Raw genomic sequence first — 13,678 nt, 5'->3', positions numbered from 1 at the left:
CCCTCCTGCCGGCTACTCCTGCGCGAATCGCTCGAACGCTTCGTACAGGGCCGCGCTCATGGCGGCGCTGCCCTTGTGGCCCGAGTCCTCGATGACCACGAGTTCCGAGCCGGGCCAGGCCCGGGCGAGTTCCCAGGCCGTGTCGAGCGGTCCGCTGATGTCGAGGCGGCCGTGGATCAGGACGCCGGGGATGCCCGCCAGGCGTCCCGCATCGCGGATCAGCTGACCCTCCTCCAGCCAGGCTCCGTGTGCGAAGTAGTGCGAGCAGATCCGTACGAGCGCCAGCATGGCCCGGGGCGGCCTGCTGCCGTACGGGTTGGGCGAGCCGTTCGGCTCCGCGGACAGGACCGCGTCCTCCCAGGCGCACCAGTCGGTCGCGGCCTTGGCCCGTACGTCCGGGTCGGGGCTGCCCATGAGACGCGCGTACGCCCCGACGAGGTCGCCCCCGCGGTCGGCCTCGGGGACACCGTTGCGGAATCGCTCCCACGCATCCGGGAAGAACCGGCCCGCACCCCGGTAGAGCCAGTCGATCTCGGAGCGGCGGGTGCTGGTGACAGCGGCGAGGACGATCTCCGACACCCGCTCCGGGTGCCGTTCGGCGTACGCGAGAGTGAGCGTGGACCCCCAGGAGCTGCCGAACAGCAACCACCGTTCGACACCGAGGTGTTCGCGCAGTTGCTCCATGTCGGCGATCAGATGCTCGGTGGTGTTGAGCTTCATCTCGGTGGTGGGGTCGGCGGCATGGGGTGTGCTCCGGCCGCAGCCGCGCTGGTCGAAGAGGATGATCCGGTAGCGCTCCGGGTCGAAGGACTTGCGCGGGCCCGTCGAGCAGCCCGAACCGGGGCCGCCGTGGACGACGAGGGCGGGTTTCCCGTCGGGGTTTCCGCAGGTCTCCCAGTAGACGAGGTTTCCGTCGCCGGTGTCGAGCATCCCGTGGTCGTAGGGGTCGATCGGTGGATACGGGGCTGTCATGTCCGGTTCTCCTACATCGAGTTCGTCGAGTTCGTCGAAGGCACAAGCCGAACACCATACGCACAAGTCGACGGCGTCACCTGTTTGACCGGTGACGAATCGCGTGGAACAGTCATGGCACACGGGCCCGCGGCGCCGCCGCACCGCCGCACCGCCGCACCGCCGCACCGCCGCACCGCCGCACTTCGATGTCCGCACTTCGACACGCACGGAGCGGAGTCCGGCCATGCAGGCCAATAACGCCGCGAACACGATGGACAGCGCCGCAGCGGCCCGGCACGAGCGGTTCGGGAAGCTGCCCGAGCGCGTCCCCTACCAGGACATGGTCGAGGTGAAGCCCGCCTCGCCGAAGGAGTCCGCGAGGGATGCGTACAACCCGGAGGGCTCGTGGATGTCCTTCTCCTGCCTGGCCGCCGACCTCGCGGTCTGTAGCCGGCCGTCCGACCGTCGTACGGCAAGAAATTGCGTGAGGCCGCCGAGGGGCTGCTGCTAAGCTCGCGAGAGCCTTGATCACGTTTTGAGGAGACCAGACATGGTGGGTGACGACGACATCTCGGGGTGAGACCCCGTTCTGTCAGGCCACCGGCCGATGCCCAGGAGCATCGCCGTCGTGGCCGTTCAGTCGTCCCCTTCTTCCATGTCCCGGGCAGCAGTCCGTGCCTGCCCGTATCTCATTCGAGGTCTCTCCATGTCCGACGCCGCCATCATCTGCTCGAACCTGTCCTTCGCCTGGCCCGACGACACCCCGGTCTTCGACGACCTCTCCTTCGCCATGGGCAGCGGCCGGACGGGCCTGGTCGCGCCCAACGGCTCCGGCAAGAGCACCCTTCTCAAGCTGATCGCCGGCGAGCTGCGGCCCGGCACCGGTTCCGTGTCCGTCGGTGGCACGCTCGGCTATCTCCCGCAGAGCCTCCCCCTGACCGGTGATCTCACGGTGGCCGAGGTCCTGGGCGTCGCCGAGGTGATCCGGGCCCTGGACGCCGTGGAGTCCGGGGACGTGGGCGAGGAGCACTTCACGGTCATCGGCGACGACTGGGACATCGAGGAACGCACCCGGGCCCAGCTGGACCGGCTCGGCCTCGCCGATCTCGCCCTCGACCGGAGCCTGAACACACTCAGCGGCGGCCAGGTCGTCTCGCTCGGCCTGGCGGCCCAGCTGCTGAAGCGGCCCGACGTACTGCTGCTCGACGAGCCGACCAACAACCTCGACCTCGACGCCCGGCACAAGCTCTACGACGTGCTGGAGGACTGGAACGGCTGTCTCCTGCTGGTCAGCCACGACCGGGCGCTGCTCGACCGCATGGAGCGCATCGCCGAACTCGAACGCGGCGAACTGCGTTTCTACGGTGGCGACTTCACCGAGTACGAAGAGGCCGTGCGGGCCGAGCAGGAGGTCGCCGAGAAGAACATCCGCAACGCCGAACAGGAGTTGAAGCGGGAGAAGCGGGAGATGCAGCAGGCCCGCGAACGCGCCGAGCGCCGGGCGAGCAATGCCGCCCGCAACCTCAAGAGCGCGGGCCTGCCGCGCATCTTCGCCGGAAACATGAAGCGCGGTGCCCAGGAGTCCGCGGGCCGGTCGGGCCAGCTGCACTCGTCCCGGGTCAGCGAGGCGAAGGCCCGGCTGGACGAGGCGGGGCGTGCCCTTCGCGACGAGCAGCGCATCACGCTGGACCTGCCGGACACCGATGTGCCCGCCGGACGCACACTCGTCCTCGGCGAGCAGATGCAGGTACGCCACGGCGGGCGGGCCCTGTTCGCCGAAGCGGGCGTCGACCTGACGGTCCGGGGCCCCGAACGCATCGCGCTGACCGGTCCCAACGGCTCGGGCAAGACCACACTGCTGCGGCTGCTCAACGGCGAACTGGGGCTGGACAGCGGGCAGATCAAGCGGGCCGACGGCCGGATCGCCTACCTCTCGCAGCGGCTGGACCTGCTGGACCTCGACCGAACCGTCGCCGAGAACTTCGCCGCGTTCGCACCGCACCGGACGGAGGCGGAGCGGATGAATCTGCTCGCCCGCTTCCTCTTCCGGGGCCCCCGGGCCCATCTCCCGGTCGGGGTGCTGTCCGGCGGTGAGCGGCTGCGCGCCACGCTGGCCTGCGTGCTGTGCGCCGAACCGGCTCCGCAGCTGCTGCTCCTGGACGAGCCCACGAACAACCTCGACCTGGTGAGCGCGGGCCAGCTGGAGGGCGCGCTGGGCTCGTACCGGGGAGCGTTCGTGGTGGTCAGCCACGACGAGCGTTTCCTCGCCCGGATCGGCGTGGACCGGTGGCTGCGGCTGGCCGGCGGTGAGCTGACGGAGACCGGAGCGCCCGAGACGGGAACTCCGGGGACGGGAGTGCCGGTTACGGGAGCGCCGGAGGTGTGAACCGCTGATGTGCTGACCGGGCCCGCGCCCGAGGTGGGTCACCCACCCGGCGGGCCGAACACCGATCGCATCAGGTGGAACACCATGTCCCGACCGGCCCTGCTCGCCCACGACGTCGTCCGCACCCTGGGGACCCGACGGGTCCTCGACGGCGTCTCCCTCACCGCCTCCCCCGGCCACCGCATCGGGCTGATCGGGGAGAACGGCGTCGGCAAGTCGACACTGCTGCGTCTGCTCGCCGGAGTGGACGAACCCGACGCCGGGAGCGTCACACGCCCTGCCGACCTGGGCTTCCTGCACCAGGAGCTGCCGTTCGACGACGCGTCGACGATCGCCGACGTGCTGGACGAGGCCCTGCGCGAGGCCCGCGACGACCTGGCCGAGCTCGACCGTCTCACCGAGCGGCTCGCCCACGTACCGCAGGACTCCCCCGGGTACGCCGAGCTGCTCGACGCGTACGGCAGACGGCTCGAACAGGCCCAGGAGCGGGAGGTCTGGGACGCCGACCGGCGTGCCGCGATCGTGCTCGACGGACTCGGCCTCGGCGCGTTCCGGCACGACCGGGTGCTCGGCTCCCTCTCCGGCGGGCAGCGCGGTCGGCTGGCGCTGGCCGCGCTGCTGGTCAGGCGCCCTTCGGCCCTGCTGCTGGACGAGCCGACCAACCATCTCGACGACGGCGCCGCCGCGTTCCTGGAGGAGCAGGTGCGCGGTCTGCCCGGGGTCGTCGTGGTGGCCAGCCACGACCGGGCCTTCCTCGACGCCGTCTGCACGGATCTGGTCGATCTCGACCCGGCCATGGACGGCCCGGTCCGCTACGGCGGCAACTACAGCGCCTACCTGGCCGAGAAGCGTGCCGAGCGGGAGCGCTGGGAACGGCGGTACGCCGAGGAGCAGGAGGAACTGGCGGCGCTGCGCCACGCGGCCGGGGTCACCGCGCGCCTCGTGGCACCGGACCGGGAGCGGCGCGACAACGAGAAGATGGGCTACGGCCATCGCGCCGGGCGGGTGCAGAGCCAGGTCTCCCGGCGGGTACGCAACGCCACCCGCCGGCTGGACGGACTGGAACGCCGTCGGACCGGTGAGCCGCCGCAGCCGTTGCGTTTCCACGGCACCGCACTCGCCGTCGCCGCACCCGCCGGCACCGCGCTCGGCGCCACTTCGCTCGACGAGGTGTCGGCGGACGGCGCCCTCGTCTCGCTGCGCGACGTGCGGGTGCCGGACCGGCTCGACGTCCCGCGGCTGGACGTGACGGCGACCGAACGCCTCCTCGTCACGGGAGGCAACGGCGCGGGGAAGTCGACGCTGCTGTCCGTGCTCGCCGGGCGTCTCGCGGCCGAGGGCGACGTGAGACGGCGGCGGGGGCTGACGGTGGGACTGCTGGCCCAGGACACCGTGTTCGGCCGCCCCGACCGGACCGGGCGTGAGACGTACGAGCGCTCGCTCGGCGCCGAGCGGGCGGAGACGGTCCCACTGCGCTCGCTGGGCCTGCTGCACGAGGCGGATCTGGACAAGCCGGTCGGTCAGTTGTCGGTCGGTCAGCGCCGCCGGCTCGCGCTGGCGCTCCTGGTGGCGCGTCCGCCGGAGCTGTTGCTGCTCGACGAGCCGACGAACCACTTGTCCCCGCGGTTGTGCGACGAACTGGAGGCCGCCCTGGGTACCGGCCCCGGCGCGATCGTCCTGGCCAGCCACGACCGTTGGCTGCGCAGACGCTGGCAGGGCCGCGAGATCCGGCTGGCCGCCGGCGGTCCGGCGGGGTGCGGTCCGGCGGGGTGCGAGCCTTGCTGACGCGATCGTCACCTGCCAGAATGGTGATGTGAATCTGGATCATGTCTTCGTGTGCGGAAACCCGGCACTCGACTTCGCCGCGACACTCCGGGCACGGCGCTCGGTGCGGTTCGAGATGTTCGTGACGCCGGAGCGGCTACGGGCGTGGTACCTGGAATCCGGCATCGTCGACGCGGTTTCCCCGGGCGACCGGGCCGACATCGATCGGGCGAAGTCCGTACGGGAAGCCGTCTACCAGCTGGTCACGGCCCGCCGCCTCGGCGAGGAGTACGCCGACGAGGCGCTGGACGTGCTGAACGGTGCGGCGCGCAAACCGCCCGCCGCACCGCAGCTCACCGCCTCGGGACGCTGGACGGAAGCGACGCCGGACGAAGCCCTGTCCACCGTGGCACGCCTTGCGATCGAGCTCCTGAGCGGGCCGGACGTACCCCTGCTCAAGGAGTGCGGGAATCCCGAGTGCACCCGTATCTACATCGACCGCTCCCGGGGCATGCGGCGGCAGTGGTGCGGCATGGAGTCCTGCGGGAACAAGATCAAGGCGGCCGCCTACCGGGCGCGCAAGAAGAGCACGCACACCGCGGCGGCACAGTAGCGGGCGCGCCCGGTTCCTCCGGGGCTCAGGCGGGGAGGATGGTGGGCGCCTCCCGGGGCCGAGCGATCGGGAGCACCCTGGGCTCGGCCAGTCGCTGGTAGTCGGCCGTGGCCAGGGCCACCGAGCGGTCGAGGCGGGCGGCGTTGAAGTAGATCTCGTCGTGGGCCAGGAGGCCCGGGTCGGCGAGCAGTTCGAGCTCCTGGTGGAAGGCGAACGGGATGATGGTCCCGCGCACGCTGCCGGCCAGTTCCTCGGCGACATCGGGGGCGGCGAACGACGCCTCGGTGCCGTCGTACAGATCGCGCAGGCGGTCGAGGTCGACCCTGCGGTCGCCGGGAATCACGGCCAGCACGTAGCGGCGCGCCTTCCGGCCCAGGGCCACCCGTACGACCAGGCACTTGGCCGCCTGGGCGAGGGGATGGCGGCGGAGCTCACTGGCCGGGGCGGTGCGGCCCTCGGGGGCGTGGTCGACGAGGCGGTAGCGGGCGTCGTTCTCGCCCAGCAGGTCGATCAGCCTCTGGTAGGTCGTGGTGGTCATGGCCACTGAGTGTGTGAGTGCACGCTCAGCTCGCGGTGGTGACCAGCTCGGGACGTCGGCTCACCGCTATCCGGACGCTCCCGGTGCCACACAACGCACTCTCTCCTCTTCGGCTCTCTTCTTCCTTCCGGCTCTCCCTCCTTCCGGCTCTCCCTCCTACGGGTCTCGAACGCTGCTCCAGCGATTCCTGAGACCGTGCCGTGGTCATTGGGTCCAGGTACCACGGGAGGCAGTTCATGTCCGCGTCTGTGTCCGAGTCCCCGCTGGAGGTGGCGGCGGCCGTCCCGACGGAACCCGGCCGGCGCGCCAGGCCCGCGCTCGCGCTCGCTGTCATCGCCGGCTGCAACGCGATGATCCAGCTCGACGACCCCATCATGAACATCGCGCTGCCGGGGATCAGGGCGGACCTGGGGCTTTCGACACTCGCCGCGTCCTGGGTGATCGGCGCCTATCTGCTGGCTTTCGGCGGGCTGTTGCTGCTCGGCGGCCGGGCCGGAGACATTCTGGGGCGGCGCCGGATGTTCGTCGCGGGCGTGGGGCTGTTCACGGCCGCGGCCGCCGCACGGGCCGCGGTCACCGGTGGCGAGCTGCTCATCGCGGTACGCGCGGCGGAGGGCGCCGGGGCCGCGTTCGCCGCGGCCAACGGGTTCGTACTGATGCTCGCCACCTTCCCCGAAGGTCCCGCCCGCAAGCGGGCGATCGCCCTCTGCACGGCGGTCGGTGCGTCCTCCACGGCCGGCGGCCTGCTGCTGGCGGGGGCGTTGGGCTCGGTCGGCTCCTGGCGCTGGCTGGTGCTGTTGAACGTGCCGGTGGGGCTGGCGATCGTCCTGCTCGCACCGCGCGTCATCGAGGAGACGGAGCGGGTCCGCGGGCGCTTCGACCTGCGCGGCACGCTGCTCTCCGCGACCGGCGTCGGCGCGGTGGTGTACGGCCTGTCGCAGGCCGGCGAACATCCGTGGAGCTCCGCGCGGGTGGCGGGGCCACTGCTGGCCGGACTGGCGCTGCTCTCCCTGTTCATCGGCTCGCAGCGGCGTACGGACCAGCCCATCGTGCGGCTCGCACTGTTCAAGGACCGTGACCGGGCACTGGCGTTCGGCAGCATGCTGGTGCTGCCCGGCGCGCTGATCGGCGCGTACTTCTTCCTCAGCCAGTTCTTCCAGCAGCACCACGGCTGGTCGGCGCTCACGGCCGCGTTCGCGCTGCTGCCGGTACCGCTGGCGATGGCCGCCACCGCGGCGGTGGCCCCGCGCATCGAACGGCGCCTGGGGCCGAAGCCGATGATGGCCATCGGTGCCACCGCGCTCGCCGTCGAGAACCTGTGGCTGTCGCACCTGCGGTACGGGGATGCGTATCTGACGGAGGTTCTGCCCTCGCTGGTCCTGCTCGGCGCCGGCATGACGTTCTGTGTGGTTCCGGCGACCGTGCTGGCCACCTCGCGGCTGCGGCCCCACGAGCTCGGCTCGGCGGGCAGCGTCCTCAACGCGTTCCAGGCCATCGGCGGTTCACTGTGCATCGCACTGCTGGTCACCGCGTCGGCGGGGTACTCCGACTTCGCCGACACCATGTCCGCCGGGTTCACCACCGGCTCCGGGTTCGCCGCAACGGGGCTCCTGATAGCCCTGGCCCTGCGCCCCGGCCCCACGGCCACCGCACGCCGGTCCTGGGCCTCACGCCTGTCCCGGTGACGTGCGGTGATTCGCGGCGGACGGCGAGGGACGCCTGCGGACAGTGGGCAACGGCGAGGGACGCCTGCGGACGGCTGCTGACGACGAAGGACGACGGCGGACGGCGGGGCGGATACTGCTGCGCCTCGCCGGCTGCGCTTCGCGCGCGCCGGCGAGGCGCGGTGCCGGGTGCCCGACGCCGTCCCGGACGGGGGATGACCGAGACGGCGTGGGGGTCCGGACGACCCCCGCTCCGGTGGTGGCCGGAGGGGAGCGGCTGGGGTGGAGCGGCCGGGTGAACGGCTGTCAGGACCGCCGTCTCAGCGCGTGGCGTGGCTGAGTACGGGCAGTACGGCGCGTTCCTCCGGGCGCAGTGGCGGCTCGGTCAGCGCCGGGACCTCGAATCCGCGGCGCAGCGCGGCGAGCAGCCACGGGGTCTGGATCTCGGCGACGGTGGTGGAGAGGGTCATCAGACCGACGGCGGCACGGCTGACCTCGCGGTTGCGGGTCGCCACACTGCTCATCACGTCCGAATCGCGGCGCCGGGTGCCGTCGTCGTCGGTGAGTCGCGGGTCACGGCTGTCGACCTCGACGTCGGGGTAGTTCACATCGCCGGAAGTGGCCAGTATCCAGGCGTCGTCGACCGCCTTGGCGACGGCGCGCTGAACGGCACGGCCGAGGCCCGGATCCAGGTCGCGCAGCTGTATCTGCTTCTCGAAGGCCGCGACGCTGCGAGCGGCGGCGCTCATGCCGTGCCCGTAGACGGGGTTGAAGGCCGTCGCCGCGTCACCGAGGACCACAAGTCCCGCGGGCCAGACCGGGAGACGGTCGTAGTGCAGGCGTCGGTTGATGGTGGAGCGGGAACGCTGCACGCCGGTGAGCGGTTCCAGGCCCGCGATCAGGTCCCCGATCAGGGGGTGCCGGACGCTTTCCCGGGCGTACGCCATGAACCCGGCCTCGTCCGCGGGCGGTTCACCGCCGCGGGTGCCGGAGAGCGTGACGATCCAGCGGTCGTCCTCGATGGGCATCAGCACGGCGTTGCGGCCGGGCCCGCCCTGGCGCGAGTCGGCGAGCACGCTGACGAGCGGGAACGTGCCGCCGGCGGTCTCGGGGGCGCGGAAGATCCGGGTCGCGTAGACCATGCCGGTGTCGACGGACTCCTCCTGCGGAGCCGCGATGCCCAGGCCGCTCAGCCATCGCTTCATCGCGGAGCCGCGGCCGGTGGTGTCGACGACGATGTCCGCCTCCAGCACCCGTTCCTCTCCGGAGGCGCTGTCGCGTACCCGGACTCCGGTGACGCGTTCGGCGGTGCCGGTCAGTCCGAGTGCCTCGGTCCGGTCGAGGACCGATATCCGGGGGTTGCGCAGCGCCTGATCGCGCACGGTCCAGTCGAGCAGCGCGCGGCTGCAGGCGATGGTGAACTCGGACTCCGGAAAGCGGTGCTGCCATCCGAAGGCGGTGTAGGAAACAAGGCCGTTCGGAATTCCGATACGGTGCGCGCCGGCCTCGATCAGGCGGTCGGTCGTCCCCGGGAGGAGCGACTCCATGATTCGGGCGCCGCCGGACCACAGAATGTGGCAGTGGCGGGCCTGTGGAACGCCCTTGCGAAGCTCTGGTCCGTGCGGGTATTCATCCCGGTCGATGACTGTCACGTCGTCGACATACCGGACCAGCATCGAAGAGGTGAGTGCGCCGGCGAAACCACCGCCCAACACCACGGCACGTCGATTTCCAGTCATCGGTCACCCGGTCCTTTCCCGCTGTGTGGAATCGCCAACTACCGTACGGTGAATCGGGGCGCAGTGATCCGTTCACCCCGTACCCCTCCAGAGACAGGGGTGTCTAGGGGTACGTGTAGGGGTAACCGGGATAATTTCCGTGGCGTACGGGGAAATCGCAGATCACCATGGCAGCGGCCGGTCACAAGATGTTTTCTGTACGACTGAAATCCCTACATCTCTGGCTACCGAATGACTGGTCATCCTCATTAGAGTTCCGCCCATGACGACAACACACAGGGCGACACCGGTGGTTGGATTCACCGGCGCTGTCAAGGAGTTCGGCGCGGTGCGCGCCGTCGACGGACTCGATCTCACCATCGGACCAGGCGAGAGAGTCGCCCTGCTCGGTCGCAACGGCGCGGGCAAGTCGACGGCCATCAGCCTGCTGCTGGGTCTGGACGACCCGACCACCGGCACGGTGGAACTGTTCGGGCAGGCCCCGGGCCATGCGGTGGGCGAGGGCCGGGTCGGCGCGATGCTGCAGGATTCCAAGCCGGTTTCCCGGGTGACGGTGCGTGAGCTGGTGTCCTTCGTGACCCGTACGTATCCGAACCCGATGGCGGTCGACGAGGCGCTTGAGCTGGCGGGCCTGACCGAGCTGGCCGGGCGGCGCGCGGACAAGCTCTCCGGGGGCCAGGCCCAGCGGGTCAGCTTCGCCATCGCGCTGGCCGGGGACCCCGATCTGCTGGTGCTGGACGAGCCGACGGCGGCGCTCGACGTGGAGGCCCGACGGCTGTTCTGGCAGTCGATGCGTGCGTTCACCGACCGTGGCAAGACGGTGCTGTTCTCCACGCACTATCTGGAGGAGGCGGACCAGAACGCCGACCGGATCGTCGTCATCGACCGCGGCCAGCTGATCGCCGACGGCAGCAGCGCCGACATCAAGCACACGGTGGGGTCCAGCATGGTCTCCTTCACCGTGCCGGACGGACCGGTGCCGGACGGCCTGGCCTCGCTGCCGGGTGTGCTGTCGGTCGAGATCGTCGACGGCCGGGTGCGGCTGCGTACGTCGGACTCGGACGCGACGGTGAGCGCCCTGCCGGGAGTGGTGACGCCGCGGGGCCTCGAAGTCGCCCCGGCGGGCCTGGAGGACGCGTTCCTGGCCCTGACGGCGCACCACTCGGGTCGTGACGGGGGCCGCCCGTTCGTCCCCTCCGCCTCGTCCGATTCCGCTGTCCAGACCCCGAAGGCAGGCGCGTGATGGCCAGTTCGATCGCCCTTGTTTCCAACTACGTAAATCTTGAGCTGCGTCGTACGTTCCGTGACACCGGCTTCGTGATCTTCGGCATCGGCACGCCGGTGCTGATGTACATCATGTTCACCAATGTCGGCGGCGGCTCCGGCGGGACGGACGAATGGGCCGTGACCGCGATGGTGGGCCTGGCGGCGTACGGCGCGCTGAGCGCCGGGCTCAGCTCGGGCACGGCGGTCGCCGAGGACAAGGCCGTGGGGTGGCTGCGGCAGCTGCGGATCACGCCGCTGTCTCCGGCACAGGTGGTCTTCGGGCGTGCGGTGACCGGCTCGCTGATGGTGCTGCCGGCGATCGTGGTGGTTCTGCTCACGGCCATGATCGTCAATGGTGTGCGGCTGGACGCCTGGCAGTGGCTCGTGCTGACGCTGCTGCTGTGGGTCGGTTCGCTGCCGTTCACCATGCTCGGGATCGCCAACGGCTACCAGCTCTCGTCCCAGACCACGAACGTCACGAACATCGTCTGCAACCTGGCGCTCGCACTGGTCGGCGGGCTGTGGTTCCCCATCAGCGAGTTCCCGGGCTGGATGGCTTCGGTGGCCAAGTGGACTCCGGGTTACCGCTTCGGTGAACTGGGCTGGAACACGACGGACGGCGAGGCGCCGAGCATGACGGGCATCGTGGTGCTGGTGGTCTGGCTGCTGGTCTTCGGCGCGTACGCGGCCTTCGCCTACCGCCGTTCGGGCCGTAAGGCATAGGGCGCAAGGCGCAAGGGCTCGTATCCCTCTCTGCACACATGGCTGTGGGCGGCACCCGGTTCGGGTGCCGCCCACAGCCATGTGTTGTACGGGGGTGCGGTGCGGGTCAGTCGACGGCGCGGCGGGTGAAGCCGCGGATGCCGACCACCGAGGCCACCACGATCGCGGCCGCGAGGACGGCGAGGTCGATGCCGAGCGGCACGGAGTCCACCTTGTCGAGGAGGACCGCGCGCAGGCCCTCGTTGATGTACGTGATCGGGTTGATGCCGACGACCACCTGGAACCACTTCAGCCCGTGCAGGCTGAGCAGCGAGTACTGTGCGGCCGCGGTGAACATCAGCGGCGTCAGGGCGAGGCCGAAGACCACACCGACGCGACGGGCCGGGACGACGGTGCCCAGGACGAGGCCGAGGGCGCCGCCGAGGAGCGAACCGAGCACGAGAACGGCCAGGATCGGCGGCAGGGCGGAGGCCGGCCACCAGGACACGCCCAGCACGAGGATGCCCACGGGGATCATGAGGGCGGCGGCGATGAAGCCGCGGATGCCGCCGAAGACGATCTTCTCCAGGGCCACCAGCCGGATGCCCACCGGGGCCATCAGCCGGTCCTCGATCTCCTTCGAGTACGAGAAGTCCATGACCAGGGGCAGTGCGGTGGCCTGGAGGGCGCTGATGAAGGCGGTCAGGCCCACGATGCCGGGCAGGAGCAGCGGAACGTAGGAACTGTCGACGTAGTCCATGTCGGCGAGGACCTTGCCGAAGATGAACAGGATGAAGAGCGGCTGGAGCAGCGCCTCCGCGAGGAACAGCCAGGGCTGGCGGGCGGTGACCAGGATGTCGCGCCACAGGATGGACCCGAGGATGCGACTCTGCGACACCTTCCGCGGCCCGGTGGACGCGGAGGACACGGTCGGCGCGGAGGGCGTGGGCAGCCCGGAGGGCGTGGTGGCCGCCGTCGCGTCTGCGGCTGTTTCTGCGCCTACGCCTGTGTCTGTGGCCGTGGCGGGCGTGGAAGTTGTGACAGTCACCGAAGTCCCCTACCAGTCATGTGAATGAAGACGTCCTCAAGGCTTGCCTCCCGGACGGTCAGGTCTCTGACCTCGCAGTTCAGCTCGCCGAGCACCTTGAACACGCCGGGCAGCACGTCACCGGCGCCGGACTCGACGCTGATCACGAAGCGGTCCTCCTCCGGCTCCGGGGCCGGCATGCCCGGGAAGGGGGGCGCAGCGGGTGCGCCGCCCGTCACGAATTCGGCGGCCGCGACCCACGGCACAGCGGTGAGCGCCTCGGTGACGGACTCCGGGGTCTCGTCCAGGAGGTTCAGCTTGAGGGTGAGCACCGTGCCGCCCGGCAGCGAGCGGATCAGGCCGTCGGGCGTGTCGACGGTCAGGAGCTTGCCGTGGTCGACGATGCCGATGCGGTCGCAGACCTTGGCCGCCTCGTCCATGTCGTGCGTGGTGATCACGACGGTCACGCCCTGCTTTCCCAGCTCCTCGACGAGGTCGTGCACGAAGAGCCGTGCCTGCGGGTCCAGGCCGGTGGCCGGCTCGTCCAGGAACATCACGCTCGGGTCGTGCATCAGGGCGCGGGCGATCATCACGCGCTGCGCCTGACCGCCGGACATCTGGTCCACCAGCGAGTCGGCCTTCTCGGTGAGCTGCATCCGTTCCAGCAGCTTGTCGGCGCGGCGGCGCCGCTCGGAGCGGCTCAGGCCGTGGTACGCCGCGTGGAACGTGAGGTTCTGCCTGACCGTCAGCGAGCGGTCCAGGTTGTTGTGCTGCGGGACGACCGCCAGCACGCCGCGCGCCCGGTCGGGGTGGGCGATCACGTCGATACCGTCGAGGGTGGCCCGGCCCGACGTGGCCTTGGCCATCGTGGTGAGCATGCGGATGGTGGTGGTCTTGCCCGCTCCGTTGGGGCCGAGGAGGCCGAAGACCTCGCCGCGCGCCACGGTGAAGCTCAGCCCGTCGACCGCCCGGGGCATGCCGGGCAGGTACTCCTTGACGAGATCCTCGACTATCACCGCGTCAGG

Annotated in this window: 12 protein-coding genes; 7 read left to right on the top strand and 5 right to left on the bottom strand. The window is 70.6% G+C overall.

All coding sequences use genetic code 11. The annotated features are described in order from the left end of the window. Positions 1-12: 12 nt before the first annotated feature. The gene (gene pip / locus OG842_RS40770; protein ID WP_266737946.1) at positions 13-972 is read right to left on the bottom strand and encodes a prolyl aminopeptidase; all 960 of its coding nucleotides are present in this window, start codon (positions 970-972) and stop codon (positions 13-15) included. A 226-nt stretch (positions 973-1,198) separates the two neighbouring features. On the opposite strand from pip, the gene OG842_RS40765 reads away from it, so the two are divergent. From OG842_RS40765 to OG842_RS40750, 4 genes are all read left to right on the top strand, one after another. Beyond that, positions 1,199-1,465 carry a hypothetical protein gene (locus tag OG842_RS40765; protein WP_323185929.1) on the top strand — a complete coding sequence of 89 codons (267 nt, stop codon included), beginning with the start codon at positions 1,199-1,201 and terminating at the stop codon, positions 1,463-1,465. A 195-nt stretch (positions 1,466-1,660) separates the two neighbouring features. Continuing rightward, positions 1,661-3,340, top strand: coding sequence for a ribosomal protection-like ABC-F family protein (abc-f, locus tag OG842_RS40760; RefSeq protein WP_266737947.1), 1,680 nt, complete (start codon positions 1,661-1,663; stop codon positions 3,338-3,340). Positions 3,341-3,424: 84 nt separating this feature from the next. After that, complete coding sequence (locus OG842_RS40755; RefSeq protein ID WP_266737949.1) at positions 3,425-5,125, top strand: ABC-F family ATP-binding cassette domain-containing protein; 1,701 nt, start codon at positions 3,425-3,427, stop codon at positions 5,123-5,125. Between the two features lie 28 nt (positions 5,126-5,153). Continuing rightward, entirely contained in the window at positions 5,154-5,717 is a 564-nt protein-coding gene (locus OG842_RS40750) for a CGNR zinc finger domain-containing protein (protein ID WP_266737950.1), read from the top strand. A gap of 25 nt (positions 5,718-5,742) precedes the next feature. Here the strand turns inward: OG842_RS40750 and OG842_RS40745 are convergent, their stop codons facing one another. Further along, entirely contained in the window at positions 5,743-6,255 is a 513-nt protein-coding gene (locus OG842_RS40745) for a YbaK/EbsC family protein (protein ID WP_266737951.1), read from the bottom strand. A gap of 236 nt (positions 6,256-6,491) precedes the next feature. On the opposite strand from OG842_RS40745, the gene OG842_RS40740 reads away from it, so the two are divergent. Continuing rightward, on the top strand, positions 6,492-7,940 hold the full coding sequence (locus OG842_RS40740; protein WP_266737952.1) for an MFS transporter: 1,449 nt from the start codon (positions 6,492-6,494) through the stop codon (positions 7,938-7,940). A 299-nt stretch (positions 7,941-8,239) separates the two neighbouring features. Here OG842_RS40740 and OG842_RS40735 read toward each other — a convergent pair whose 3' ends face one another. Further along, positions 8,240-9,658, bottom strand: coding sequence for an FAD-dependent monooxygenase (locus OG842_RS40735; protein ID WP_266737954.1), 1,419 nt, complete (start codon positions 9,656-9,658; stop codon positions 8,240-8,242). Positions 9,659-9,920: 262 nt separating this feature from the next. Between OG842_RS40735 and OG842_RS40730 the strand changes: the two genes are divergently transcribed. Together OG842_RS40730 and OG842_RS40725 are read left to right on the top strand one after the other, a co-directional pair. Beyond that, entirely contained in the window at positions 9,921-10,901 is a 981-nt protein-coding gene (locus OG842_RS40730; protein ID WP_266737956.1) for an ABC transporter ATP-binding protein, read from the top strand. After that, positions 10,901-11,647: an ABC transporter permease gene (locus tag OG842_RS40725; protein ID WP_266737958.1), complete on the top strand. Its 747-nt coding sequence runs from the start codon at positions 10,901-10,903 to the stop codon at positions 11,645-11,647. The genes OG842_RS40730 and OG842_RS40725 overlap by 1 nt, the downstream gene beginning before the upstream one ends. 106 nt (positions 11,648-11,753) lie before the next feature. On the opposite strand, the gene OG842_RS40720 is transcribed toward OG842_RS40725, so the two are convergent. Together OG842_RS40720 and OG842_RS40715 are read right to left on the bottom strand one after the other, a co-directional pair. Further along, on the bottom strand, positions 11,754-12,674 hold the full coding sequence (locus OG842_RS40720; RefSeq protein WP_266737959.1) for an ABC transporter permease: 921 nt from the start codon (positions 12,672-12,674) through the stop codon (positions 11,754-11,756). Further along, the gene (locus OG842_RS40715) at positions 12,671-13,630 is read right to left on the bottom strand and encodes an ABC transporter ATP-binding protein (protein ID WP_328512732.1); all 960 of its coding nucleotides are present in this window, start codon (positions 13,628-13,630) and stop codon (positions 12,671-12,673) included. The genes OG842_RS40720 and OG842_RS40715 overlap by 4 nt, the downstream gene beginning before the upstream one ends. Positions 13,631-13,678: the final 48 nt, after the last annotated feature.

The organism is Streptomyces sp. NBC_00376 (assembly GCF_036077095.1).
Taxonomy (GTDB): domain Bacteria; phylum Actinomycetota; class Actinomycetes; order Streptomycetales; family Streptomycetaceae; genus Streptomyces.
Note: the sequence above shows the minus strand (reverse complement) of the source record. Positions and strands in the feature narration are given on the sequence as shown.

Coding starts and splice junctions, on each gene's coding strand:
- pip (WP_266737946.1), bottom strand. CDS start 972: ATGACAGCCCCGTATCCACCGATCGACCCCTACGACCACGGGATGCTC.
- OG842_RS40765 (WP_323185929.1), top strand. CDS start 1,199: ATGCAGGCCAATAACGCCGCGAACACGATGGACAGCGCCGCAGCGGCC.
- abc-f (WP_266737947.1), top strand. CDS start 1,661: ATGTCCGACGCCGCCATCATCTGCTCGAACCTGTCCTTCGCCTGGCCC.
- OG842_RS40755 (WP_266737949.1), top strand. CDS start 3,425: ATGTCCCGACCGGCCCTGCTCGCCCACGACGTCGTCCGCACCCTGGGG.
- OG842_RS40745 (WP_266737951.1), bottom strand. CDS start 6,255: ATGACCACCACGACCTACCAGAGGCTGATCGACCTGCTGGGCGAGAAC.
- OG842_RS40740 (WP_266737952.1), top strand. CDS start 6,492: ATGTCCGCGTCTGTGTCCGAGTCCCCGCTGGAGGTGGCGGCGGCCGTC.
- OG842_RS40735 (WP_266737954.1), bottom strand. CDS start 9,658: ATGACTGGAAATCGACGTGCCGTGGTGTTGGGCGGTGGTTTCGCCGGC.
- OG842_RS40730 (WP_266737956.1), top strand. CDS start 9,921: ATGACGACAACACACAGGGCGACACCGGTGGTTGGATTCACCGGCGCT.
- OG842_RS40725 (WP_266737958.1), top strand. CDS start 10,901: ATGGCCAGTTCGATCGCCCTTGTTTCCAACTACGTAAATCTTGAGCTG.
- OG842_RS40715 (WP_328512732.1), bottom strand. CDS start 13,630: ATGCCCCGGGCGGTCGACGGGCTGAGCTTCACCGTGGCGCGCGGCGAG.